Source organism: Sphingomonas sp. GW821-FHT03E12, from assembly GCF_059420685.1.
On record NZ_JBWKUF010000002.1, the window covers coordinates 849,408 to 871,605 of the forward strand.

The following is a 22,198-nucleotide window of genomic DNA, read 5'->3' on the forward strand; positions in this document are numbered from 1 at the left end:
CGGTTGCCGGGGGCTGTGGCGGGGCCGTTTTACGGTGTGATGGACGAGCGGAGACGAAGCTGTGTCGGTTTGGCGACTCTTCGATGACAGGCTGTTCGGCGACAACGGCGCGGGCTAGGGGGCGGCGATGGACAAGCAGGACAGCCTTGCCGATCGGATGGCGCAGCGCCTGGCCGCGCCGCGGGCGCTGCGTACACCGCGTTTGCCGGGCGGGCCGGTGGACTGGCGGCTGGCGCTGGCGCTGGCCGCGCTGATCGCGCTGGGGCCACTGGCGACGATCACCGGGGCTGCGCTGATCGAATGGCGCGCGCGGGCGGAAGCAGCGCGGCTGACGGCGCAGGCTTTGCCGCGGTTGAAGGCGGAAGCAAGCGCGCAGGCGGCACGTGCTGCTTTGCGTGAGGCGGTGCGCCATCCCGGTGTGGCGATCTTGTTGAATCATCTCGCGGTGGCGATCCCGGCGGATGCGCGGGTCGCGCGGATGCGCAAGGCGGCGGAGGGCGCCATGGAGATCGAGATCACCGCACCCGATCCCGACCTGTTGCGCGCGGCGATGCGGCGCGATCCCGCGCTTGCGGCGTTTCGTGAGACGGGTCAGCGCCGCGCGGGCGCGATGATCGCGGTGACGATGAGGCGTGCGGCATGAACCGGGCGACGTTGATCGCCGGGATCGCGGGAGGCCTGACCGCGATTGCACTGCTGGCGCCCGCGACCGGAACCGCGCTCGGCAAGCTTGAGCGCGCGCGCATCGCGGTTGCCGAGGCACAGGCCGCGGCGCGCGCGCCGACTCGCGCGGCAGTGCCGCTGACCGGGGCCGGATTGCGCGCACCGGGGCAAAGCGAAGCGGCGGCGGCACGGGCGCAGGCAGATCGCGTACGCAAGCTGGCCGCAGAGGGTGGCGTGCTGGTCGAGCAGACGGCGCAGATTCCCGGCGGCGAGGGGCTGGTACGGTTGCAGCTCCGTCTGTCGGGACCGGACAAGGCCGTGGTTGCGCTGGTCGACCGGATCGAGCGCGAGGCGCCCTTGCTGCGCTTCGCATCCTGGCGGGCGAGCGCATTGAACGGCGGCGGGCTGCGGGTCGAAGGTGAGGCGGTGGCGGCATGGCGCTGACGCGGGAGAGCGGGATCGCGCTTGGCGCGGCAGCGATGTTCGCGGCCGCGATGCCGCTGCTGCTGCTATGGCCCGGCAGCCAGAGCTCGGCGCCAGCGCCCGTTGCGACCGAACGCGCGGTGGTCCCGCCGCCAGTAGCGGAGATCGCCGCCATCTACGAACGCCCCGTCTTTGCGGTGGCGGAGGGCGGTGAGGAGGCGCCGGCTGATACCCCGGCGCTGGTAGGAATCGCCGGCCGGCTCAACAAGGATGCGGTGGCGATGGTGCGGCTTGCCGATGGAAGTTCGCGCAGCCTGACCGTCGGCGAGAGCGTCGATGGCTGGCGGCTGGAGAGCCTGGCGATTGACGCGGCGTTCTTTACCCGCGGGCGTGAGCGGGTGCGGGTGGCGATGACGGCGCCTGAGCCCGCGGCCGGCGACCCGGCCGCGGACGCGCCTGCCGGTCAGTAGATTCCGTCGATCTCCAGCGTCAGCCGCGGACGGAGCGGCTTGAGCAGCAGATTGCTCGGCGTGTTGAGATCCAGCTCCTCGCTGCGCAGGCGCGCATATTTCGCCTTGGCCAGCGCCGCCGCTTCCTCGCCGTTGCGCAGGATGGTGGGCTTGAGGAAGATGAACAGGGTGCGCTTGTTGCGGCTTTCGCGCCGGCTCTTGAACAGCTCACCCAGGATCGGGATGTCGCCCAGGATCGGCACCTGGCTCTTGATCTGGCCGTAATCGTCCGAGGTGAGGCCGCCGAGCACGATCGTCTGGCCATTGTCGGCGAGTACCGTCGTGTTGATCGCACGGCGATTGGTGATGAGGTCGCTGGCTTCACTCAACTGCGTCGCCGCGATCGACGAGGCTTCCTGCACCACCTCGAGCCGGATCGTGTCGCCGGCGTTGATGCGCGGCAGTACCTTGAGCGTGATGCCGACATCCTTGCGCTCGATCGAGGTGTAGGGACGCACATTGCTGGACGAATCGGTCAGGATCGATCCGGTGATGAACGGCACTTCCTGCGCGACGACGAACTCGCCGAGCTTGTTGTCGAGCGTGGTGATCTGTGGCGTCGAGAGCAGGTTCGACTTGGTCGAGGTGCCGAGCGCCTGGACCAGGATCGAGAAATCATTGCCGATGCCGATATTGGCGGTGAGGCCGGGGCCAAGCGCCTTGGCCATCGGCACGCCGAGGGCGTTGAGGATCGTGCCGAGCGAGAGCTGGCCGGGACTGGTGCTGAACGAGGTCGCCGCGCCTTCGATCTGGCTGAGCGCCGCGCCGCTGGTGCCGAGCTGGACGGCAAGCGCTTCGGCTTCCTCGCCGGTGATCTCGGCGATCGCGGCCTCGATCATGACCTGCGGGCGGCGGACGTCGAGATCGGTGATCAGCGGCTCGATTGCGGCGATGGCGCTGGGCGTTCCGCGCACGACGACCGCGTTGATGTCGGGCGAGGGCTGGACGCTCAGATCCGGGGTGGAGAAACCCTGCGGCGTCTCGTTCGTCCGCTGGCCGAGCTGGGACTGCTGGGACTGCTGGGCCTGCAAGGCGGCAGTCGCGGCGGCGGTCGCGGTATCCGCGGGGTTGCTGCCGCCCGTCCGGGCGAGGCCGCCGAGAACGCTGGTCGGGCTGCGGTAATTGCTGCTCCGGTTGGACAGGCTGCGTGCGACGGCGTTGTTGGTCGTCGCTTCCTGCCCCAGCACGCCGCGCAGCACCTCCGTCACCGATTCGGCATCGGCGTAGCTGAGGCGGAAGACGCGGGTGATCGGGGTCGCGCCGCCCGGCGCGTCGAGCGAGGCCGTCATGCGGCGCGCATCGGCGACCGCGGCAGGGGTGCCGCGGATGATGATGGTGTTGCTGCGCGGGTCAGCGGCGACGCGGGCGCCGCCCGCAGCGGGATCGCCGAGCACGCCCTGAAGCGCCTGTGCAACATCGGCCGCGCTGCCGTTGCGCAGCGCCACGGTGGCGAAGGTGAGGCCGCTGCCATTGCCGTCAAGCGCGCGCAGGATGCCCTCGATCCGGCGGACATTGTCGGCATAGTCGGTGACGACCACAGCGTTGGGCTGGGCGAGCGGCTCGACGCTGCCGAAGCTGGCGACGAGCGGACGCGCGACCCGCGCCGCCTCGGCCGAGGGGACGTTCGACAGGCGGATCATGCGCGTAACCAGTTCCTGGCCCGATGCGCCGCGTGAGGGCACGCCGCCATCGCGCACCGCATTGCCCTGCGGCACGATGCGCCAGGCGCGGCCCGAACGGACGGCGGCATAGCCGTTGGCGCGCAGGACCGACTGGAACAGCTCCCACACGCCGCTGGGCGAAAGCGGTTGGGCGGAGGTGACGGTGACCGTGCCCTTGACCGCCGGATCGAGGATCAGCGTGCGGCCGGTGAGGCGCGAGATCTGGTCGGCGACATCGGCGATCTCGACCCCGCGCATGTTGACGACGATGTCCGCGGCTTCGCTCTGCTGCGCGAGCACGGGCTGCGCGACCATGGAGGCGAGCGCGACGGTAAGGGCGATGTTGCGGATCGGGTGCGGCACGGGTGGAATACCTAGCGGGTCGGGACGGTCAGCGTCACGGGCTTTCCGTCGCGGGTGATCTGGATCTGGGCGGTGCCGCGCGACTGCGCGGCGGCGAGAGCGGAAGCGGCACTGGCCTGGCTGGAAATTGCCTGACCGTTGACCGAGGTGATGACATCGCCTTGCTGGAGGCCCGGCGGGGCGTTGCTGCCGATCTGCACCCCGCCCGGAACCGGCGTGAGGCCGGAGACGATCGCGGACGGGATCCCCGTGGCATTGGGCGAAGCCGGTGCGGCGGCGTTCGGCTGAACCTGTTGTGGGGGTCTCGTCGCGGCCTGCGCCTGCTGGTCTGCGGTCAGCGTAGGATCGGGAAAGGCCAGATACTCGATCCGGCCGCCGACGCGCAGCAGCACGCGATCGCGCAGGATGCCTTCGATCGTGCCGCCGCCCGGGGCTTCGCCGACGCGGAAGGCCTTGGCGGGTTCGCCGCCGACCTCGATATAGGCGACCGACAGTTCGGCGGGTGAGGCGGCGAACACACCCTTGAGCTTGAGCGGGAGCGTAGTGGCCTGCGACGCATCGGTCGCGGCGCTCTTGCCGAACGGGGCAAAGGCGAGCGCTGCGGTGACGTCGGCGGGTGCCGCGACGGTGCGCGTGCCCGACGGGACGGTGACCGCACCGCTGCTGGCATGGCCGGCGATTCGCCAGGTCAGCCCGGCGAGCGCGATTGCGACCGAAACCACCACCGCGGCGGTCGCGATGTCGAGCGCGGTGCGCGTCTGGCGCGGCGAGAGATCGGGCAAAGGGATCATGTGCGGCCGCCCTCAACGAACCCGTCGAGCGATGCAAGCGGAGACCGTTCGCCCGCTGCGAATACCTGGATCCGGACCTTGTCGATTCCGGCATCTTCGGTGCGGGTGCGTGCGACCTGGACCTTCCATTGCTGGCCGAGCAGGTCTGTCTCAGGTGCGTTTGCAGCCGGATCGGCAAGCTGGATCTCGGCGAGGCGATTCTCGGCGACCCACATCGCGGCAGCGCGGCGTTCCATCGCCCGGGTCGAATCGATATGGCTTTCGACCGCGCGGATCAGGCCAACGGTAGCGATGGCGAGCACGGCGAGCGCGACCAGCGCCTCGATCAGGGAAAAGCCCTGTTCGTCCTTCATGACGCAGCCTCAACCTTCGTCGCGGTAGCGGTCATGCCGTCATAGTGGACGATCCAGCGCTGCGCCCCGTTCTCGATCGTCGCGGTGAGCGGCTTGCTGCCGCCATCGACGCCGAGCACGACCGGCGGGCGTGTGTCCAGCGTGACGACGATGCCGCCCGGAAGCTGATGGAAGGCGAGCGCGTCGCCGAGCGGCGCGAGCTTGCCGTCGCGGCCGATCGCCGCAAAGCCATAGCCATGTTGTTCTGCGGTGAACGCGATCACCCGGTCGCCGATCATGGCGTCGTCCGCGGCTGCCTGAAGCCGCAGCGCGAGGCGGCGGGCTTCGGTCTCGACCGAGGGTGCGCGGGTCGCGGCGCCGACGCCCAGCGCCACCCCGCCCGCAGCGATGCCGATGATGACGAGCACGATCAGCATCTCGATGAGCGTCATGCCAGAGTCATTGCGGGAAGTACGGCACCAGCCCGCATCGGGTGGACAGCGCCCCGCGCTGTCCAGGTCATGCCGGGGGCATGACCGGCCGCGATGCGCCCCTCCCGGCCACCCATATGATACTGCCGTTGGGTGGCCGGGAGGGGGAGCGGGCTGGTGCCGCGTCGCGAAGCGACCACAAAAGACACTCCCCCGCATCTGGCCTATCCGCCCTTGGCGTCGAGATCGGCGTCGAGTCCTTCGCCGCCCGGCTTGCCGTCCTTGCCGAGCGATTTCAGCTCGAAGCTGTTGCCCGTCGAGGAATAGACATAGGGATTACCCCAGGCATCGACCGGATTTTCCGAGACATAGCCGCCTTCGGGCCACGCTGCGGGGACGGGCGGGGTGACCGGTTTTTCGGCGAGCGCCTTGAGCCCCTGCTCGGTCGTGGGATACTGGCCGTTGTCGAGGCGGTACATCTTGAGCGCGCTCGACAGGCTGGAAAGATTGGTCTTGGTGGTGGTGACGCGCGCTTGATCGGGGCGGCCGACCACGTTCATCGTGACGAGGCCCGCGACGATCGCGATGATGACGAGCACGACGATCATCTCGAGCAGGGTGAGGCCGGCTTCTGTATGTGGAATGTCGCGGCGCTTGCCCTTATTGGGCTTGGCTGCCACCGTGTCATGGAACTGTTTTAAAACTATGCGCATCGCGGCCCCATGCGTCCTTCTCGTGAAAGCAATGTTACAGCCGAGGTTCCCGGAACGATGACTTACCAAGTCCAATCCGGTGCCGCGGAAGTCCGCACCGGCGGCGTCTGGACGCTGACCGGCGGGCGGGCGATCATAGCCGAGCCGGATGGTCCTGCAACCATGCTGGTGCCGGGCGAATCGGTATTACTCCTGGCCGTCGATCTGCCGTTGGGAAGCCACGCCAAAAGGCTGGCGGCTCTGCCCTTCGCGGTCGAGGACCGGATCGCCGATCCGGTCGAATCGGTCCATCTGGCGCTGGGCAACGAGATTGCGCCCAAACGCTATCTGGTCGCGGTGGTGCGGCATGCGGTGATGCGCGACTGGGTCGAAATCGCCGAGGCCGAGGGACTCGCGCACGCTGCGATGGTGCCCGACGCGCTGGCGCTTCCGGTGCCGGACGAGGGCTGGGCCGCAGAAGCCGGAGATGGCCGCGTGCTGGTGCGCAGCGCTGACGGAGCGGGCTTCGCGATTCCCGTCGCGCTGATCGGGCAGGCATGGGAAGCCGCGGGACGGCCGCGCATCTGGAATTGCGGCGCTGCACCGATCGGAGCGTTGCCGTACGAGCCAAAGCCCGCCGGCGGTGGAGGGTTGGCGGAACGGCTGGCCAGGCCCGCGGTCGATCTGCGACAGGGCGTCTATGCGCGGCGGACGGCGAGTGGGAGCAACTGGGTCAAGCGGCTGGGGTGGATCGCGGTGGCGGGAGTCGCGGCGCATGTCGTGATCGCCGGGGCGGACACGCTGATGCTGCGCACGATCGCCGAGCGCCGTGCCGACGATACCCGCGCCGCGGTGGCGCAGGCCGCACCGGGAGCTAATCTGGGTGATGACCTTAGGGTCAGTGTCGCCGACATGCTGCCGCCGCCGGGACCGGCGGGGAGCCAGTTCGTGCCGCTGGTCACGCGCACCTCGAACGCGCTGGCGCCGCTGTCGAGTGCGGTGACCGCCCGGTCGATGCGATTCGAAGGAAATGCGCTGGTGATGGAGATCGAACCGGGCGAGCCGGGGCTTGCCGGACGCGTGCGCGACGCGATGCGTGCAGCGGGCGTGACCGCCGATGTCGCCGCAGGGCAGGACGGCGCACTGCGCCTGACGGTGCGGGCATGAGCGGGCTCCGCATCACCCGCAGCCCGACACTCGACGCGTGGGGGGCGAAGGCCGGCGCATGGTGGAGCGGGCTGAGCGCGCGAGAGCGCTGGATGGTCGGAACCCTCGGCGTGATCGTCGCCGTGCTGGCGCTGGTCTTCCTTGTGGTGAAGCCGCTGCAGGCGGCGCGGGCCGATGCGCTCGCCGATATCCGGACTTATGAGACGTTGACCGCACGGGTTCGTGCGGCGGGAACGCTGGTGCCCAAGGGCGGCCAGCCGCAGCAGCGCGGCGGTTCGCCCGTCGAAGCGGCGCAGGCGGCGGCGGGCGAGGCCGGAATCGTGGCGAACATTGCCCAGAGCGACGCCGGGCTGACCGCGCAGGTCGCCGACGCGCCCTATGAGGGGGTGGTAGGGTGGATCGCCAATGTCGAGCGGACGACGCCGCTGCGTGCGCGCAAGGTCGAGTTACGCAAGGGCGGTGCGGCGGGCCGGGTGAGCGCGCGTGTGGAGTTCGCGCAATGAGCGCCGAAGCGACGCTGCCGTACAGCTATGCGCGCCGCGCGGGCGTGGTGCTGCGGGCGAGCCCGGAGGGGCTGGAGTGCGTGCACCGGCCGGACGCTGCGCTCGACGCGCTGCTGGAGGTCCAGCGGATCGCGCCCGCTGCGCGCTTCGTGGCGGTCGAGGATGCGGCGTTCGACCAGGCGCTGGCGGCGAGCTATTCGGGCAGCGCGGGCGCGGCAGCCGAATTCGATCTGGGCGGGATGGATCTTGCGGCGCTGGCCGACAGCGCGGCCGCGGTCGACGATCTGCTCGACACGCGCGACGATTCGCCGGTGATCCGCCTGATCAATGCGCTGCTGCTCGAAGCGGTCAAGGAAGGCGCGTCGGACGTCCATGTCGAGACGCAGGAGAAGCGCGTCGTGGTGCGGTTCCGCATCGATGGTGTGCTGCGCGACAAGCTCGAGCCGCGGCGCGAGCTGGCGCCGCTGCTGGTCAGCCGCATCAAGGTGATGGCCAAGCTCGACATTGCCGAGAAGCGCGTGCCGCAGGACGGCCGCGTGACGCTGCGCATCGGCGGGCATGATGTGGACGCGCGCGTCTCGACGCTGCCGACCCAGCATGGCGAGCGCGTGGTGATGCGCCTGCTGGAGAAGGGTTCGCTCAAGCTCGACCTCGAGCATCTCGGCATGAGCGAGCGCGACCGCGAGGTGTTCGCCCGGCTGCTCGAACGGCCGCACGGGATGCTGCTGGTCACTGGGCCGACCGGATCGGGCAAGACGACCAGCCTCTATGCCGCGCTCCAGCGGCTGAACGACCGCAAGCGCAATATCATGACGGTCGAAGATCCCATCGAATATGAATTTGCCGGGATCGGCCAGACTCAGGTTAATACCCGGACGGGCATGACCTTCGCTCGCGGGCTGCGCGCGATCCTGCGTCAGGATCCGGACGTGATCATGGTCGGCGAAATCCGCGACCAGGAGACCGCCGAGGTCGCGGTGCGATCGGCGATGACGGGTCACTTCGTGCTCTCAACCCTGCACACCAACAGCGCGGTGGGGTCGGTGACGCGGCTGATCGACATGGGCGTCGAACGCTATCTGCTCGCGCCGATGCTGGTCGGGTTGGCGGCGCAGCGGCTGGTGCGGCGGCTGTGCCCGAGCTGCCGGCGCGAGGATATTGCGACCGAAGGCGATGCGATGCTGCTGGGCGGTGCGCTCAAGCCGGGCGAGCCGGTGTGGCGCGCGGTCGGGTGCGAGGCGTGCGGCGGTGACGGGTATCGCGGCCGTGCGGGTCTGTATGAGGTCGTGCCGGTCGACGAGCGCTTTCAGGCGATGATCCATGACGGCGCGTCCGAGGCCGAGATCGAAGCGCATGCGCGGCGGAGCAGCCCGGCGCTGCTCGACGACGGCGTGGCGAAGGCCAGGGCCGGGGTGACCACGGTCGAGGAAGTCGCGCGCGTGGTGCGGGAAGAGGCCTGATGCCTGCCTTTGCCTATCGCGCGGCGACGAGCGCGGGCGCCGAGAAGAAGGGGCTGATCGAGGCGGCGAGCCCCGCCGCGGCGCGCGCGATGCTGCGCGAGCAGGGGTTGCTGCCGCTGGCGGTGGATGCCGCTTCGGAACGGCGCTCGATCGGGAGCATCAAGCTGCCGGGGCTTGGCCGCTCCGGGATGAGCGCGCGCGAGCTGGCGACGGCGACGCGGCAGATCGCGACGCTGGTGGGATCGGACATCCCGGTCGAGGAAGCGCTGCGGCTGGCGGCGAGCCAGTCCGAGGCGCAGCGGGTTTCGTCGATCCTGCTAGAGGTGCGCGCGGCGATCCTGGACGGACGCAGCTTTGCCAATGCCTTAGGGACGCATCCCAAGACATTTCCTGAATTCTATCGCGCGTCGGTCGCGGCGGGGGAATCCTCGGGCAAGCTGACTCAGGTGCTGGAACACCTCGCGCATTTCGTCGAGAACCGGCAGGCAAACAGCCAGAAATTGCAGCTCGCCTTGCTCTATCCGGGGCTGCTGGCGACGGTGTCGCTGGGCGTGATCGTGCTGCTGCTGGTCTATGTCATCCCCGACATCGTCAAGGTGTTCGTCTCCCGCGGGACCGACCTGCCGCTGCTGACGCGGACGCTGATCGCGATCTCCGGATTCCTGCAGGATTGGGGGCTGTACATCCTGATCGCCGCGCTGATCGGCTTCGTCGTCTATGGCCGCTGGGTGGCGAACCCGGCGAACCGGCTGAGGGTCCATCGCGCCTTTACCGAGCGCTGGCCGTTCCGCCGCTTCAGCCGCCAGCATAATGCGGCGCGCTTTGCCGGGAGCCTCGCCACGCTGGTGTCGAGCGCGGTTCCGCTGGTCGAGGCGCTGCACGCGGCCGCCGCGGTGACGCCCAACCGCTGGGTGCGCGAGCGCGCGCTGCACGTCGCGGCGCGGGTACGCGAGGGCATCAGCCTGCGCGCGGCGATGACCGAGGCGGGGGTGTTCCCGCTGATGCTGACTGCGATCGTCGCATCGGGCGAGGCGAGCGGGCAGCTTGGCCCGGCGCTGTCGCGCGCGGCGGACGAGCTCGATCGCGAGCTGGACGCGGTGACGAGTGCGATGGTGGCGCTGGTCGAACCGCTGGTGCTGTTGCTGATGGGCGGGATCGTGCTGATGATGGTACTCGCGATCCTGCTGCCGATCATCAACCTCAACGATCTGGTGACGCTCTGAGCTGACCTCAAACCGTCAAGCTTTGATGGTCGAATGCCGGGCAGCCGGATCGTTACCACCGTGGAAACGTTTCGGCCCTCGGGCTGCACAAGCAGCCGTTTCTTGAGGAGGCTGACATGGCGAATCCCGCAATCATTCTCGTGCATGGCTTCTGGGGCGGTGCCGCCCATTGGGCGAAGGTGATCCCGGAGCTGTGGGCGCGCGGCTATACCGATCTCCACGCGGTGGAGATGCCGCTGACCTCGCTCGCCGACGATGCCGGGCGATTGCGGAAGATGATCGATCAGCGGGACGGCAATGTGCTGCTGGTCGGCCATTCCTATGGCGGCGCGGTGATCACCGAAGCCGGCAATGCGCCCAATGTCGCGGGTCTGGTCTACATCGCCGCCTTCGCGCCCGATGCGGGGGAAAGCCCCGGCGGTATCTCGCAAGCGGTGCCGCCGGCGGCGTTCGCCAGTATCGCGCCCGACAGCGACGGCTATCTGTGGATCAAGCCAGACCTGTACCATGAGAGCTTCTGCCAGGATCTGGATGCCGAGGACGCGCTGGTGATGGCGATCACGCAGAAGGCGCCGGTCGGATCGACCTTTGGCGACGCGATCAGCGACCCGGCGTGGAAGCACAAGCCGAGCTGGTATCAGATCTCCAGCGAGGACCGGATGATCAACCCCGAGAACCAGAAGACGATGTCGGCGCGGATGGGGCCGCGCAACGTCATCACGCTGGACGCGGGCCACGCGTCGCTGGCGTCGCGCCCGAAGGAAGTCGCGGGGCTGATCGTGGAGGCGGCGCAGGCGATCGCCTGACGCGGCTTACTTCTCTGTGCGGGCCAGCAGGTCGCGCAGGTCCTGTTCCCAGAAGACCGCCCAGGTGTGCGTGCCATGGCCGCGCGTTTCGGCGGTCTCGGGGATCATACGGAAGCGGGTGTTGGGCATCCGCTTCAATGCGCGTTCGGGCGCGTCGAGCCCGCGCGGGTTGATGAAGTCGTCGGCCGAGTTGATCCACATCATCGGCGCGGTGATCGCTTCGAGCCGGGGCCATGGGTTGTAGCTGCGCGAGGCGTCGACCTGATAGATCAGGTCGTTGGCGTCGAGCCCGGCGATGGAGCGTTCAGTGCGCTCGCGGACATAGGTCACCGCGGCGTCGCGCGTCGGGAATTGCTGCTGAAGATAGAGCGGTGCGCCGCCTGCGACGAACAACATGCTCGCCGCGGTGCGCAGGCCCTGGGCAGGCTGGGCCGTGTAGTCGCCCTTGGCCCAGGCGGGATCGGCCTTGATCCCGTCGATCAGCAGCTGACGCCACATCCGGTTGAGGCCGGCGATCTCGATCGGTTCGCAGGCGAGCGGCATCAGCGCGCGCGCGAAGTCGGGATGGGTTTCAGCCCAGACGAAGCCGTGCATGCAGCCCATCGACGTGCCCATGATCAGGCGCATGCGGCGGATGCCGAACCCCTCGGTGAGCAGCCGGTGCTGCGCCGCGACCATGTCGTCATAGTCATAGGCCGGGAAGCGCATACGCAGGCCGTCGGACGGCTTGGAGGAGCCGCCATGGCCGAGATTGTCGGGCAGGATGATCCAGTAGCGGGTGATGTCGAGCGGCTGGCCGGGGCCGTAGAGCCGGTCGGCGAATTGCGGCTGGAGGAACTGGGCGCCGGTACCCCCGGTGCCGTGGAGGATCATCACGGCATTGTCGATCGCGCCCGAAGCGTCGCGATGCGGCTTGCCGAGGGTGCGATAATGGATGCGGACGCTGGGGAGCGTGGCGCCGTCGTGGAAGCGGAAGTTCGCGATCTCGAAGCTGGCTTCCTGCACCGGCCAGCGGGGCGCCGGGGTCTGGGCCATGGCCGGGGCCGCGACGAGCAGTGCCGCGACCGCGGCCAGCATCCAGCGCATCCTCACATCGCTCCTTCGATCGTCGCGCCCGCGGGCATGCCGGTGAAGGGCAGGATGCGGGCACCATCGGCGGTCATGTGGATGCTGAGCCGGCCGTCCTCGCCGAGGGTCGCCTCCATCAGGGTCTGGCGGCGCTGGGCGGCAGGTGCGATGCGGATGCGGGTCGCGGTGCCGGTCTTCTCGGCGGTGAGCGCAAGCGCGGGGACTGCGGTGGCGGTGCCGCCACTCTTCGCGGTGCAGGTGCCGGGCTCGGTGGTGAGCTTGCCGTCGATGGCCTGATCGCCGCCGCCGATCGCGATCTTCGCGAACTGGAGTTGCATCACGAGATTGCAGGTGAAGGGCAGGTTGGGCTGGAGCGCCTGAAGCACCGAGCTATGTGCGCTGCCGCTGACATCGTCGAGTACGGTGCGCCCGAACCGCGTCAGGCCGCGGCCGCCCATGTCGGTGTCGGGGCCGGTCGCCTTCCAGTCCACCGCAACGGCGAAGCTGGTGAGCGAGCGGAGCGGCGCCCAGTTCCATTCGAACTTGCTGCCGCCGGCGACGCCGACCTCGCCGTTCCAGAGCGTGCCGGCGACCCCGGTGCGCCACGGGCGGTTCTTGAGGAACACGCTGGCGGGCATCGTTGCGATCATCGCGAGCGCATAAGCGGCTATGCCGAGCACGACGAAGACGGTAAGACGCCGCCGTGCCGACCAAGACGCCAATCCGGACACCGGCGTTTCACCGCCGCGATGTGTTGAAATCAGGCCTGTTGCTGCCGCCGGCATTGCTTGCGAGTCCCTCTGTTCTGGCCGCTTCCGTGCAGGGCAAGAAGCCCAAGCGCGACAAGCGGCAGGTGGCGATGCTGCTCCCGTTGAGCGGGCCGCGCGCCGCGCTGGGCCTTAGCATGCGGCAGGCGGCGTTGCTTGCGGATTCTGGGCCGGAAATCACCGCCTATGACACCGGCGGAACCGCGGCCGGCGCGGCACTGGCGGCGCGCAATGCGCTGAAGGCCAAATCGGCGATGATCCTGGGCCCGGTGACCGCCGAGGAGATGACCGCGGTGGCCCGTGAGGTCGCAGGGACCATCCCGGTGGTGGCGTTCAGCAACAATGCGGTGGTGCGTGGTCCCGGAAGCTGGGTGTTCGGCATCACGCCGAGCCAGGTGACCAGCGCGATCCTGCGCTACGCCCGCTCCCGCGGGATCAAGAATGTCGTGGTGATCGACGATTCCTCGCCCTGGAGCGCGGCGGCGGCGCTGGCGGCGGGGAAGGTGCAGGGCGAGGTCGGAATCGACGTTCGCGTGCTGACCGTGACCGAAGGGCAGCCCTTGCCGGTAGCAGGCGACGCGCCCGACGCAGTGTTGCTGCCCGGGAGCGGCGAGGCGGTGCTGGCGGCGGCGCGCAACCTCAAGGAAACCGGCATCCAGCTGCTCGGCACGGTGCAGGCGCTGGATCACCGGCCGGCGGCGCTCGAGGTGCTGAACGGCGCGTGGCTCGCGAGTCCCGATCCGGCGGCGTTCGGGCGGTTCGCGGGCGAGTATCGCGCGCGGCATGGCGGCGATCCGGGCGCGCTGGCGGCGCTGGCCTATGACACGGGCGGGATCGTCAAGGTGCTGCGCGCCAAGGGCGAGATCAGCGAGAAGGCGCTGCTCGCCGAGACGAGCTACCCCTGCGTCACGGGCAATGCCCGCTTCCGCAGCGACGGGAGCGTGGCGCGCGAGCTGGCGATCCTGCTGGCCGGGCCGCAAGGCTATGAGCCGGTCGCGGTGAGCCTGGGCGCGTGAAACCGGGCGGCGGAGAGGAGGGGTTTACCCTTCTTGAGCTTATCATCTCGCTCGGCCTGTTCGCGCTGATCGCGGTGGCGGGGCTGGGGCTGCTCGACAGTGTGCTCAATGTACAGGGGCGGACCGAGGAACGGCTCAACCGGCTGGCCGATCTGCAGCGCGCGATGTTCGTGGTGCAGAGCGACCTCGACCAGATTACCCGCGGCGCGGTTTCGGGCGGAGCGGGCGGTATTGCCTTTACCCGGATAGCGGGGGGGCAGGGCGGGCCGCCGATGCCGGTACGCTATGATGCTGCGCAAGGCGCGCTGGTCCGGTCTGCACCACAGCCGCAACTGCTGTTGCAGGGTGTGGCGGGGGCAAAGTGGCGCTTTCGCGACGGCGACCATTGGGTCGACCGCTGGCCGGTGGACGAGGCGCGCAAGGGCGAATGGCCGCGCGCCGTGTCGGTCGAGATGCAGATTGCCGGGATGCAGGGGCCGCAAGGTACGCTGCGCCGGGTGGTCGTGCTGCCCGATCAGCCGAAGGACGGCAAATGATGACGCGGCGCGAAGACGAACAGGGGATGATCCTGGTCAACGTCCTGATGTTCGTGGCGATCGCAAGCGGTCTCGTACTGCTGATGATCAGCCGTGAGGAACTGGCGCTTGACCGTTCGCTGCGCGGACGCGAGGCGGCACGGGCTGCGGCGATCGTGCGCGGCGGCGAGCTTTCGGCGATCAGCGCGCTGCGGAAGGACGCCAAGGAGGCGCCCGATGCCGATCATGCGGGCGAACGCTGGGCGTCGATCGGGGCGAAGGGCGTGGCGATCGACGGCGGCAGCTTCGACCTGGCGGTGAGCGATGCCGAAGGGCGGTTCAACGTCAATTCGCTGCGCAGCGGCGAGGTCGCGCCAGTCCTGCTGTTCCAGAAGCTCGCGGCGATTGCGGGTCTGGACGAAGCGCAGATGACGGAGGCCATCGCTTATGTCCGCGGACAGGGGCCGGTGACCGATGTGCGGCCGATCCGGCTCCTGCCGGGCGTGGATCAGGGCGCGGTGGCACGGCTTGAGCGGATGGTGACCGCGCTGCCCGGCAATACGCAGATCAACCTCAACGCCGCCGATCAGGAACTGCTGGCGATCCTGCTCGACGATCCCGTGGTCGCCGAACGGCTGGTCGCGGTGCGCAAGCGCAACGGGCAGATCACGCTGCGCGACCTGTCGGACCAGAAGGTCAGCCAGCCGCCCGGGACTTCGTTCCAGTCGAACACCTTCTGGGTGCGGGTACGGGCGACGATCGGCGGGACGGCGCAGGACGGTGCGACGCTGATCCAGCGCAAGCGCGAGGAGAACGGCACGGTCGAGGTGTTGCCGGTGGCGCGCTGGCGCAACGCCGCTGTTCCGCCCGAGGCGCCGTCGGCCGGCGGCTGAGCGCGGAAAGTCCCAAAAGTCACACTGCTACGCGCGTGCCGGACGAACTTGACACGAAGCGCATGTTTTCGCGCACCTGTGTCAACCGGATCCACGGGATCAAAGAGCGGGCGGCACGAAGCCGCCAGGGCCGGAATTCGAGCAGGTGAAATCCAACTTTGCAAGGAATCTGCATCCGTCCCTTGAAATGAGTGATATATTGTATCATTTGAGCCGCGCGTAATGGAGTAGCGGCGATGCGGGCGATGATCGGAAGATGGCTGGATGCTTTGGGGATGGGGGCCTCGGCGCTGTGTCTGGTGCATTGCCTGGTCCTGCCGCTGTTGATCGCCGCGCTTCCCGCCATCGCCGCGCGGATCGAGTTGGGGGAGGGGTTCCACCTTGCCGTGTTGCTGTTTGCGCTTCCCGTCAGCGGGTTCGCGCTGATCGAGGGGTGGCGGCGGCACCGCGGGCTCGCACCGCTGTTCGTCGGGGCCGCCGGGCTGGCGTTGCTGGCGCTCGGGCTCGCGTTCGAGAACCGGGTCGCGGTGGAGACCGCAGTGACCGTTGCAGGGAGCCTGCTGCTCGCCGGAGCCCATATCGCGAACTGGCGCCGGCGATCTGCAAGGCGCGCCTGCCAGGCATAGACCTCCGGCGACGGACCGTTTCCCTGGCCAGATTGACTTTGGAATGTGTAAGTATATATCGCGTTATATATCTTGTTATGTAGAGTGCGATATGACCGATGTTGTGAAGCAGATGGGGGCGGCCTTCCTTGGCAGCCGCCTCAAGCGGCTGGGCGAGCGGATGCAGGCGGGCGCGGCGCGAATCACGGCCGATGCCGGTCTGCCCGTACAGCCGTCGCATATGCAGTTCCTGGCGGCACTCGACGGCCAGTCGCTGACGATCGGGCAGCTGGTGCAGGCGGTCGGGATCAGCCAGCCAGGCGTGACGCGCGCGATCGGCCAGTTGGTGGAGCTGGGTATCGTCCAGTCCGAGCAGGGCGAGGATCAGCGGCAGCGGACGATCTCGCTCACCCCGGCCGGGATCGCCGTGCTGGGACGTGCCAAACTCTATGTCTGGCCGCAGGTGGAAGAGGCCGTCCACGCCCTGTTCGGCGGACGCGCGGATGCGTTCGTCGAGCGGATCACCGAGCTGGAAGCGGCGCTGGAGGCGACGCCGCTCGATCTTCTGGCGAGCCGGTCCAGCCCTGCGGTGCTGACGATCCGCGAATATAGCGACGATCTTGCCGGGCATTTCCATGACATCAATGCCGAGTGGATCAACGCGATGTTCCGGCTGGAGCCGATCGACCGTGAGGTGCTGGAAAATCCGCGCGCGAAGATCGTCGATCCCGGCGGCGTCATCCTGTTCGTCGAGGCGAAGGGGCTGGGGATCGTCGGCACCTGCGCGCTGCTGAAGACGGGGCCGAGCAGCTACGAGCTGACCAAGATGGGCGTGCGCGAATCGGCACGAGGATTGAAGGCGGGCGAATTCCTGCTCGCCGCTGCGATCGAGCGGGCGAAGCTGCTGGGCGCCGATCCGCTCTATCTGCTCACCAATGGCAAATGCGCGGCGGCGATCCATCTCTACGAGAAGCTCGGCTTCCGGCACGATGCGGAGATCATGGCGACGTACGGCGCGCTCTATGCGCGGTGCGACGTCGCCATGCGTTATGTTCCGGGCGGGCCCCTCTCCAAGCTGCGCTAGGCAGCACGCTGCCAAGCTCCGCTATCCTCTCCCCAAAAGGGGAGAGGAAGCTGGGGAAGCCTAGAGGATGCCCGGCAGGTCCAGGCCCATCTCGGTCGCGCAGTTCTTCGCGATCTCATAGCCCGCGTCGGCGTGGCGCATCACGCCGGTGGCGGGATCGTTCCACAGGACGCGCTCCAGCCGCTTCGCGGCTTCGGGGGTGCCGTCGGCGACGATGACCATGCCCGAATGCTGCGAATAGCCCATGCCGACGCCGCCGCCATGGTGGAGCGACACCCAGGTTGCGCCGCTGGCGGTGTTGAGCAGGGCGTTGAGCAGTGGCCAGTCGGACACGGCGTCGGAGCCGTCCATCATCGCCTCGGTCTCGCGGTTCGGGCTGGCGACCGAGCCGCTGTCGAGGTGGTCGCGGCCGATGACGATCGGCGCTTCGAGTTCGCCGTTGGCGACCATCTCGTTGAACGCCAGTGCGAGGCGGTGGCGGTCGCCGAGACCGACCCAGCAGATGCGCGCGGGCAGACCCTGGAACGCGATCCGCTCCTTCGCCATGTCGAGCCAGTTGTGGAGGTGGTGGTTGCCCGGGAGCAGCTCCTTCACCTTCTGGTCGGTCTTGTAGATATCCTCCGGATTGCCCGACAGTGCGGCCCAGCGGAACGGGCCGATGCCGCGGCAGAACAGCGGGCGGATATAGGCGGGGACGAAGCCGGGGAAGGCGAAGGCGTTCTCGACGCCCTCGTCCTTGGCGACCTGGCGGATGTTATTGCCGTAATCGAGCGTGGGGATGCCCATGTCGTGGAAGTCGAGCATCGCGCGGACGTGGGTGGCCATCGAAGCGCGCGCCGCTTTCTCGACCTCGTGCGGGGCACTCTCGCGCTTGGTGAACCATTCGTCGAGCGACCAGCCGGCGGGGAGGTAGCCGTTGACCGGATCGTGCGCGCTGGTCTGGTCGGTGACGATGTCGGGGCGGATGCCGCGACGGACCAGTTCGGGCAGGACTTCGGCGGCGTTGCCGAGCAGGCCGACCGAGACCGGCTTGTCCGAGGTGCGAATGATCTCAAGCGCTTCGTCAATGCTGTTGGCGGCGCGATCGAGGTAGCGGGTCTTGAGGCGCATCTCGATCCGGCTCGGCTGGCACTCGATTGCGAGGCAGGAGGCGCCCGCCATGGTCGCCGCGAGCGGCTGCGCACCGCCCATGCCGCCGAGGCCCGCCGTCAGCACCCACTTGCCCGAAAGATCGCCGCCATAGTGCTGGCGGCCGGCCTCGACGAACGTCTCGTAGGTGCCCTGAACGATGCCCTGCGTGCCGATATAGATCCACGATCCGGCGGTCATCTGGCCGTACATGGCCAGCCCCTTGCGATCGAGCTCGTTGAAATGCTCCCAGGTCGCCCAGTGGGGGACGAGGTTGGAGTTGGCGATCAGCACGCGCGGCGCATCGGCATGGGTGCGGAACACGCCGACCGGCTTGCCCGACTGGACCAGCAGCGTCTGATCGGCGTCGAGCGTGCGCAGCGCGTCGACGATGCGGTCATAGCTCTGCCAGTCGCGCGCGGCGCGGCCGATGCCGCCATAGACGACGAGCGATTCAGGTGCCTCGGCGACGTCGGCGTCGAGATTGTTCATCAGCATGCGGAGCGGGGCTTCGGTGAGCCAGCTCTTCGCGCTGAGGTCGGTGCCGGTGGGGGCCTTGATGTGGCGGCTATTGTCGGTGCGGTTGGTCATGCTTGAGCTTTCGCGAAATCGATGGCTGCGGAGAGGATCGGGCGGAGGACGGATTGGCAGGCTTGCGCCGTTTCCTCATGCCAGGGCGGGGGCCAGGAGCCTGGAAGATCTGGGGGCGTCTCGACGAGGTAGGTGCGCATCGCCAATTCCATCTGGATCGTATGCACGCCGTCATCCGGCCGGGCATAATGGCGGGTGATCCAGCCGCCCTTGAAGCGGCCGTTGGTGACGCGGCTGTACGGGCTGGCGTCGCAGATCGCCTCGACCGCCTGAGTCAGCGCGGGGGCGCAGGAGGCGCCGTCATTGGTGCCGATGTTGAAATTGGGCAGCTCGCCGTCGAACAGCTTGGGGACGACGCTGCGGATCGAGTGTGCGTCGTAGACGACGATCACGGGGTGGAGCGCGCGGAGGCGTTCGATCTGGAGCGCGAGCGCGAGATGATAGGGATCGAACCATAGGGCGCGGCGGCGGTCGATCTCATGCGCGTCGGGTAGCGCGCCGGGCTCGTAGAGCGGCGTGCCGTCGAAGGTCTGGATCGGGCAAAGGCCGGTGGTGAACTGGCCGGGATAGAGGGTGTGGCCCGACGGATCGCGGTTCACGTCGATCACCGTGCGTGAGACGTTGGTGCGGACGATGGTCGCGTCGAGCGCGCGCGCGAAGGCGTAGAGGTGGTCGACATAGAGATCGGCGTCGTGGCGCGCGAGATCGGGCGAGACGAGGCCGAAGATGTCGTCCGGGATCTCGGTTCCTGCATGGGGGATGCTGACGATGAGCGGAGCGCCGCCCTGTTCGACATGGATCATCGTTCGATTCCCGGAAGGTAGAGGCCGAGCATCCCGCTGGTGACGAGCGCGGTGGCGGCGGCCATGTCGGGCGCGAAATGGCGGTCGTCCTCCAGATGGGGGACTTGCGCGCGGAGCAGGGCGCGCGCTGCTTCGAGCGGCTCGCTGGAGGTGAGCGGGGCGTGGAAGTCGCAACCCTGCGCCGCTGCGAGATATTCAATGCCGAGGATGTTGGCGAGGTTCGCGGCCATGTCCATCAGGCGGCGCGCGCCATGGCCGGCCATCGAGACATGGTCTTCCTGATTGGCGCTGGTCGGGATCGAATCGACGCTGGCCGGGTGTGCGCGCTGCTTGTTCTCGCTCACCAGTGCCGCGGCGGTGACCTGAGGGATCATGAAGCCCGAATTGAGACCGGGGCGCGGGGTGAGGAAGGCGGGCAGGCCCGACAGCGCGGGATCGACCAGCATCGCGATGCGGCGCTCGGACAGGCTGCCGATCTCGCACAGCGCCATGGCGAGCATGTCGGCGGCGAAGGCGACCGGCTCGGCGTGGAAATTGCCGCCGGACAGGGCTTCTGCCCCAAGATCATCGGCGCCGGGGAAGATCAGCGGATTGTCGGTGACGCCGTTGGCCTCGATCGCGAGCGTGGCGGCGGCCTGGCGGATCAGGTCGAGGCAGGCGCCCATCACCTGGGGCTGGCAGCGCAGGCAATAGGGGTCCTGCACCCGCTCGTCGCCCTCGCGGTGCGAGGCCCGGATCGCGGAGTTGGACATCAGGCCGGCAAGGGCGTCGGCGACCTCGATCTGGCCGCGATGGCCGCGAACCTGATGGATGCGCGGGTCGAACGGCGTGTCGGAGCCCTTGGCCGCCTCGGTCGCGAGCGCACCGGTGACGAGCGCGGCGCGGAACAGGCGGTCGGCTTCGAACAGGGCGGCGAGGGCATAGGCGGTGCTGAACTGGGTGCCGTTGAGGAGGGCGAGGCCTTCCTTGGGGCCGAGGGTGAGCGGCGCAAGCACCTCGCGCGCCGGGCGGACGACGCCGTCGACCAGCACCTCGCCGGTGCCGATCATCGCGGCGGCGAGATGCGCGAGCGGGGCGAGGTCGCCGCTGGCGCCGACCGACCCCTGCGACGGGATGATGGGCGTGATGCCGCGGTCGAGCATGTCCTGCAGCATCGCGATGGTCGCGGGGCGGACGCCGCTATGACCCTGTGCCAGGCTGGCGAGCTTGAGCGCGATCATCAGGCGGACAACGGGGGCGGGCATCGGGGCGCCGACGCCGGCGGCGTGGCTGAGCACGATGTTGCGCTGGAGCGTCTCCAGATCCTCATCGCCGATCCGGACCGAGGCGAGTTTTCCGAAGCCGGTGTTGATCCCGTAAACCGGCTCATGCCGGGCGAGGATCGCCTGAACGGCGTCGGCGCTGGCCTGAACCTTCGCCGCGCAGGACGGATCGAGCTGGGCGGGCTCGCCGCGATAGATGGCGTTCCAGGTGCTGAGGGGCGTGTTGCCGGGAGTGATCATTTGCCTGCGTAAATCCGGGTATGAAGGGGGTTGGCGCCGATGCGGTAGACCAGCTCGGCAAGGTCGGTGACGTTCCAGATGGCGAGGTCCGCTGGCCTGCCGGGTTCGAGCGTGCCGGTCTGGAGACCGAGCGCGCGGGCGCCATTGACGGTGATGCCGCGCAGGCATTCGGTGACGGTCAGGCGGAAGAAGGTCGCGCCCATGTTCGCGGCGAGCAGGATCGACGCCATCGGCGAGGTGCCGGGATTGCAGTCGGTGGCCAGAGCGATGGGGACGCCGGCCGCACGCAGGGCTGCGATGGGTGGACGGCGCTCCTCGCGGGTGAAGTAGAAGGCGCCGGGGAGGAGCGTGGCGACGGTACCTGACGCGGCCATCGCGGCGATTCCGGCCTCGTCGAGATGCTCGAGATGATCGGCGGACAAGGCGCCATGGTGCGCGGCGAGCGCGGCGCCGTGGAGGTTGGAGAGCTGTTCGGCATGGAGCTTGACCGGAAGGTCATGCGCGACGGCGGCGGAAAGGACGCGGCCGGTCTGCGCGGGTGAGAAACCGATACCCTCGCAGAAGGCGTCGACCGCATCGGCATGGCCGACTGCGGCGGGGATGATCGTATTGCAGACCAGATCGACATAGCCGTCGGCGTTGCCCTTGTACTCGGGCGGGACGGCGTGGGCAGCGAGCAGGGTCGTGCGGACGCGGACGTCGCGCACCTCGCCGAGGCGCTGCGCGGCACGGAGCATCTTGAGTTCGTCGTCGAGGGTGAGGCCGTAGCCGGACTTGATCTCGACCGTGGTGACGCCCTCTGCGATCAGCTGATCGAGGCGTGGCAGGGCGCTGGCGATCAGCTCGTCCTCACTCGCGGCGCGGGTCGCGGTGACGGTGGAGAGGATGCCGCCGCCGGCGCGGGCGATTTCCTCATAGGTCGCGCCTTCGAGCCTTGCTTCGAACTCCTTGGCGCGGTTGCCGGCATGGACCAGATGGGTGTGGCAGTCGACGAGGCCGGGCGTGATCCAGCGGCCTTCGCAATCGACGATCTGCGCGGCGTCGGGCGCGTCCGACTCGGGGCCGGCATAGGTGATCGTGCCGCCCGTCACGGCGATCGCGCCCTGCTCGACAATGCCCAGCCCGTCGCCCGTCATCGTCGCGAGACGGGCGTTACGCCAGAGTGTGTCAGCGGGAATCGTCATGCGCCTTATGGTTGGACA

Annotated in this window: 24 protein-coding genes; 13 read left to right on the top strand and 11 right to left on the bottom strand. The window is 68.7% G+C overall.

Annotated elements, in window-relative coordinates; translation table 11 throughout:
* Positions 1-127 precede the first annotated feature (127 nt).
* From AC07TU_RS09380 to AC07TU_RS09390, 3 genes are read left to right on the top strand one after another with little or no spacing between them, the layout of a single operon-like run.
* Entirely contained in the window at positions 128-643 is a 516-nt protein-coding gene (locus AC07TU_RS09380) for a hypothetical protein (protein WP_495187634.1), read from the top strand.
* On the top strand, positions 640-1,107 hold the full coding sequence (locus AC07TU_RS09385) for a hypothetical protein (protein WP_495187635.1): 468 nt from the start codon (positions 640-642) through the stop codon (positions 1,105-1,107). The genes AC07TU_RS09380 and AC07TU_RS09385 overlap by 4 nt, the downstream gene beginning before the upstream one ends.
* Complete coding sequence (locus AC07TU_RS09390) at positions 1,098-1,556, top strand: hypothetical protein (protein ID WP_495187636.1); 459 nt, start codon at positions 1,098-1,100, stop codon at positions 1,554-1,556. The genes AC07TU_RS09385 and AC07TU_RS09390 overlap by 10 nt, the downstream gene beginning before the upstream one ends.
* Here AC07TU_RS09390 and gspD read toward each other — a convergent pair.
* The 5 genes from gspD to gspG form a co-directional block, all read right to left on the bottom strand.
* Positions 1,550-3,619, bottom strand: coding sequence for a type II secretion system secretin GspD (gspD, locus tag AC07TU_RS09395; RefSeq protein ID WP_495187637.1), 2,070 nt, complete (start codon positions 3,617-3,619; stop codon positions 1,550-1,552). The two genes, AC07TU_RS09390 and gspD, sit on opposite strands and share 7 nt — an antisense overlap.
* Before the next feature lie 11 nt (positions 3,620-3,630).
* Complete coding sequence (locus AC07TU_RS09400; protein ID WP_495187638.1) at positions 3,631-4,410, bottom strand: type II secretion system protein N; 780 nt, start codon at positions 4,408-4,410, stop codon at positions 3,631-3,633.
* Positions 4,407-4,763, bottom strand: coding sequence for a type II secretion system minor pseudopilin GspI (gene gspI, locus AC07TU_RS09405; protein ID WP_495187639.1), 357 nt, complete (start codon positions 4,761-4,763; stop codon positions 4,407-4,409). Before gspI ends, AC07TU_RS09400 begins: the two co-directional genes overlap by 4 nt.
* Positions 4,760-5,260 carry a prepilin-type N-terminal cleavage/methylation domain-containing protein gene (locus AC07TU_RS09410; RefSeq protein ID WP_495187675.1) on the bottom strand — a complete coding sequence of 167 codons (501 nt, stop codon included), beginning with the start codon at positions 5,258-5,260 and terminating at the stop codon, positions 4,760-4,762. Before AC07TU_RS09410 ends, gspI begins: the two co-directional genes overlap by 4 nt.
* Positions 5,261-5,397: 137 nt before the next feature.
* On the bottom strand, positions 5,398-5,886 hold the full coding sequence (gene gspG, locus AC07TU_RS09415) for a type II secretion system major pseudopilin GspG (RefSeq protein ID WP_495187640.1): 489 nt from the start codon (positions 5,884-5,886) through the stop codon (positions 5,398-5,400).
* Between the two features lie 57 nt (positions 5,887-5,943).
* On the opposite strand from gspG, the gene gspL reads away from it, so the two are divergent.
* The 5 genes from gspL (at position 5,944) to AC07TU_RS09440 (ending at position 11,024) form a co-directional block, all read left to right on the top strand.
* Positions 5,944-7,032, top strand: coding sequence for a type II secretion system protein GspL (gspL, locus tag AC07TU_RS09420; protein ID WP_495187641.1), 1,089 nt, complete (start codon positions 5,944-5,946; stop codon positions 7,030-7,032).
* Entirely contained in the window at positions 7,029-7,535 is a 507-nt protein-coding gene (locus tag AC07TU_RS09425) for a type II secretion system protein M (protein WP_495187642.1), read from the top strand. The genes gspL and AC07TU_RS09425 overlap by 4 nt, the downstream gene beginning before the upstream one ends.
* A complete protein-coding gene (locus tag AC07TU_RS09430) occupies positions 7,532-8,995 on the top strand; it encodes a GspE/PulE family protein (RefSeq protein WP_495187643.1) in 1,464 nt (487 codons plus the stop codon). The genes AC07TU_RS09425 and AC07TU_RS09430 overlap by 4 nt, the downstream gene beginning before the upstream one ends.
* Positions 8,995-10,218, top strand: coding sequence for a type II secretion system F family protein (locus AC07TU_RS09435; RefSeq protein WP_495187644.1), 1,224 nt, complete (start codon positions 8,995-8,997; stop codon positions 10,216-10,218). Before AC07TU_RS09430 ends, AC07TU_RS09435 begins: the two co-directional genes overlap by 1 nt.
* 116 nt (positions 10,219-10,334) lie before the next feature.
* Entirely contained in the window at positions 10,335-11,024 is a 690-nt protein-coding gene (locus AC07TU_RS09440) for an alpha/beta hydrolase (RefSeq protein WP_495187645.1), read from the top strand.
* A 6-nt stretch (positions 11,025-11,030) separates the two neighbouring features.
* On the opposite strand, the gene AC07TU_RS09445 is transcribed toward AC07TU_RS09440, so the two are convergent.
* Both AC07TU_RS09445 and AC07TU_RS09450 read right to left on the bottom strand, forming a co-directional pair.
* On the bottom strand, positions 11,031-12,110 hold the full coding sequence (locus AC07TU_RS09445) for an alpha/beta fold hydrolase (protein WP_495187646.1): 1,080 nt from the start codon (positions 12,108-12,110) through the stop codon (positions 11,031-11,033).
* A 2-nt stretch (positions 12,111-12,112) separates the two neighbouring features.
* Positions 12,113-12,742 (bottom strand): hypothetical protein, encoded by a 630-nt coding sequence (locus tag AC07TU_RS09450; RefSeq protein ID WP_495187647.1) that lies wholly within the window; start codon positions 12,740-12,742, stop codon positions 12,113-12,115.
* A 167-nt stretch (positions 12,743-12,909) separates the two neighbouring features.
* Between AC07TU_RS09450 and AC07TU_RS09455 the strand changes: the two genes are divergently transcribed.
* From AC07TU_RS09455 to AC07TU_RS09475, 5 genes are all read left to right on the top strand, one after another.
* Positions 12,910-13,875 carry a penicillin-binding protein activator gene (locus tag AC07TU_RS09455; RefSeq protein WP_495187648.1) on the top strand — a complete coding sequence of 322 codons (966 nt, stop codon included), beginning with the start codon at positions 12,910-12,912 and terminating at the stop codon, positions 13,873-13,875.
* Positions 13,872-14,411: a type II secretion system protein GspJ gene (locus AC07TU_RS09460; RefSeq protein ID WP_495187649.1), complete on the top strand. Its 540-nt coding sequence runs from the start codon at positions 13,872-13,874 to the stop codon at positions 14,409-14,411. Before AC07TU_RS09455 ends, AC07TU_RS09460 begins: the two co-directional genes overlap by 4 nt.
* The gene (locus AC07TU_RS09465; protein WP_495187650.1) at positions 14,411-15,283 is read left to right on the top strand and encodes a type II secretion system minor pseudopilin; all 873 of its coding nucleotides are present in this window, start codon (positions 14,411-14,413) and stop codon (positions 15,281-15,283) included. The genes AC07TU_RS09460 and AC07TU_RS09465 overlap by 1 nt, the downstream gene beginning before the upstream one ends.
* Before the next feature lie 236 nt (positions 15,284-15,519).
* Positions 15,520-15,909: a MerC domain-containing protein gene (locus AC07TU_RS09470; protein WP_495187651.1), complete on the top strand. Its 390-nt coding sequence runs from the start codon at positions 15,520-15,522 to the stop codon at positions 15,907-15,909.
* Positions 15,910-16,000: 91 nt separating this feature from the next.
* A complete protein-coding gene (locus tag AC07TU_RS09475) occupies positions 16,001-16,972 on the top strand; it encodes a bifunctional helix-turn-helix transcriptional regulator/GNAT family N-acetyltransferase (protein ID WP_495187652.1) in 972 nt (323 codons plus the stop codon).
* A 60-nt stretch (positions 16,973-17,032) separates the two neighbouring features.
* Here the strand turns inward: AC07TU_RS09475 and hutU are convergent, their stop codons facing one another.
* From hutU to hutI, 4 genes are read right to left on the bottom strand one after another with little or no spacing between them, the layout of a single operon-like run.
* On the bottom strand, positions 17,033-18,691 hold the full coding sequence (gene hutU, locus AC07TU_RS09480) for a urocanate hydratase (protein WP_495187653.1): 1,659 nt from the start codon (positions 18,689-18,691) through the stop codon (positions 17,033-17,035).
* Positions 18,688-19,494 (bottom strand): N-formylglutamate deformylase, encoded by an 807-nt coding sequence (gene hutG / locus AC07TU_RS09485; protein ID WP_495187654.1) that lies wholly within the window; start codon positions 19,492-19,494, stop codon positions 18,688-18,690. Before hutG ends, hutU begins: the two co-directional genes overlap by 4 nt.
* Positions 19,491-20,996, bottom strand: coding sequence for a histidine ammonia-lyase (gene hutH / locus AC07TU_RS09490; protein WP_495187655.1), 1,506 nt, complete (start codon positions 20,994-20,996; stop codon positions 19,491-19,493). Before hutH ends, hutG begins: the two co-directional genes overlap by 4 nt.
* Positions 20,993-22,174 (bottom strand): imidazolonepropionase, encoded by a 1,182-nt coding sequence (gene hutI, locus AC07TU_RS09495; RefSeq protein ID WP_495187676.1) that lies wholly within the window; start codon positions 22,172-22,174, stop codon positions 20,993-20,995. The genes hutH and hutI overlap by 4 nt, the downstream gene beginning before the upstream one ends.
* Positions 22,175-22,198: the final 24 nt, after the last annotated feature.

What these genes read in the sequence shown, in the direction of transcription:
- AC07TU_RS09390 (WP_495187636.1), top strand. Translation starts at nt 1,098, where the DNA reads ATGGCGCTGACGCGGGAGAGCGGGATCGCGCTTGGCGCGGCAGCGATG.
- AC07TU_RS09385 (WP_495187635.1), top strand. Translation starts at nt 640, where the DNA reads ATGAACCGGGCGACGTTGATCGCCGGGATCGCGGGAGGCCTGACCGCG.
- AC07TU_RS09475 (WP_495187652.1), top strand. Translation starts at nt 16,001, where the DNA reads ATGACCGATGTTGTGAAGCAGATGGGGGCGGCCTTCCTTGGCAGCCGC.
- hutH (WP_495187655.1), bottom strand. Translation starts at nt 20,996, where the DNA reads ATGATCACTCCCGGCAACACGCCCCTCAGCACCTGGAACGCCATCTAT.
- AC07TU_RS09400 (WP_495187638.1), bottom strand. Translation starts at nt 4,410, where the DNA reads ATGATCCCTTTGCCCGATCTCTCGCCGCGCCAGACGCGCACCGCGCTC.
- hutU (WP_495187653.1), bottom strand. Translation starts at nt 18,691, where the DNA reads ATGACCAACCGCACCGACAATAGCCGCCACATCAAGGCCCCCACCGGC.
- gspL (WP_495187641.1), top strand. Translation starts at nt 5,944, where the DNA reads ATGACTTACCAAGTCCAATCCGGTGCCGCGGAAGTCCGCACCGGCGGC.
- AC07TU_RS09465 (WP_495187650.1), top strand. Translation starts at nt 14,411, where the DNA reads ATGACGCGGCGCGAAGACGAACAGGGGATGATCCTGGTCAACGTCCTG.
- AC07TU_RS09435 (WP_495187644.1), top strand. Translation starts at nt 8,995, where the DNA reads ATGCCTGCCTTTGCCTATCGCGCGGCGACGAGCGCGGGCGCCGAGAAG.
- AC07TU_RS09440 (WP_495187645.1), top strand. Translation starts at nt 10,335, where the DNA reads ATGGCGAATCCCGCAATCATTCTCGTGCATGGCTTCTGGGGCGGTGCC.
- AC07TU_RS09380 (WP_495187634.1), top strand. Translation starts at nt 128, where the DNA reads ATGGACAAGCAGGACAGCCTTGCCGATCGGATGGCGCAGCGCCTGGCC.
- AC07TU_RS09450 (WP_495187647.1), bottom strand. Translation starts at nt 12,742, where the DNA reads ATGATCGCAACGATGCCCGCCAGCGTGTTCCTCAAGAACCGCCCGTGG.
- AC07TU_RS09425 (WP_495187642.1), top strand. Translation starts at nt 7,029, where the DNA reads ATGAGCGGGCTCCGCATCACCCGCAGCCCGACACTCGACGCGTGGGGG.
- AC07TU_RS09445 (WP_495187646.1), bottom strand. Translation starts at nt 12,110, where the DNA reads ATGCGCTGGATGCTGGCCGCGGTCGCGGCACTGCTCGTCGCGGCCCCG.
- AC07TU_RS09470 (WP_495187651.1), top strand. Translation starts at nt 15,520, where the DNA reads ATGCGGGCGATGATCGGAAGATGGCTGGATGCTTTGGGGATGGGGGCC.
- AC07TU_RS09430 (WP_495187643.1), top strand. Translation starts at nt 7,532, where the DNA reads ATGAGCGCCGAAGCGACGCTGCCGTACAGCTATGCGCGCCGCGCGGGC.
- gspG (WP_495187640.1), bottom strand. Translation starts at nt 5,886, where the DNA reads ATGCGCATAGTTTTAAAACAGTTCCATGACACGGTGGCAGCCAAGCCC.
- hutG (WP_495187654.1), bottom strand. Translation starts at nt 19,494, where the DNA reads ATGATCCATGTCGAACAGGGCGGCGCTCCGCTCATCGTCAGCATCCCC.
- gspI (WP_495187639.1), bottom strand. Translation starts at nt 4,763, where the DNA reads ATGAAGGACGAACAGGGCTTTTCCCTGATCGAGGCGCTGGTCGCGCTC.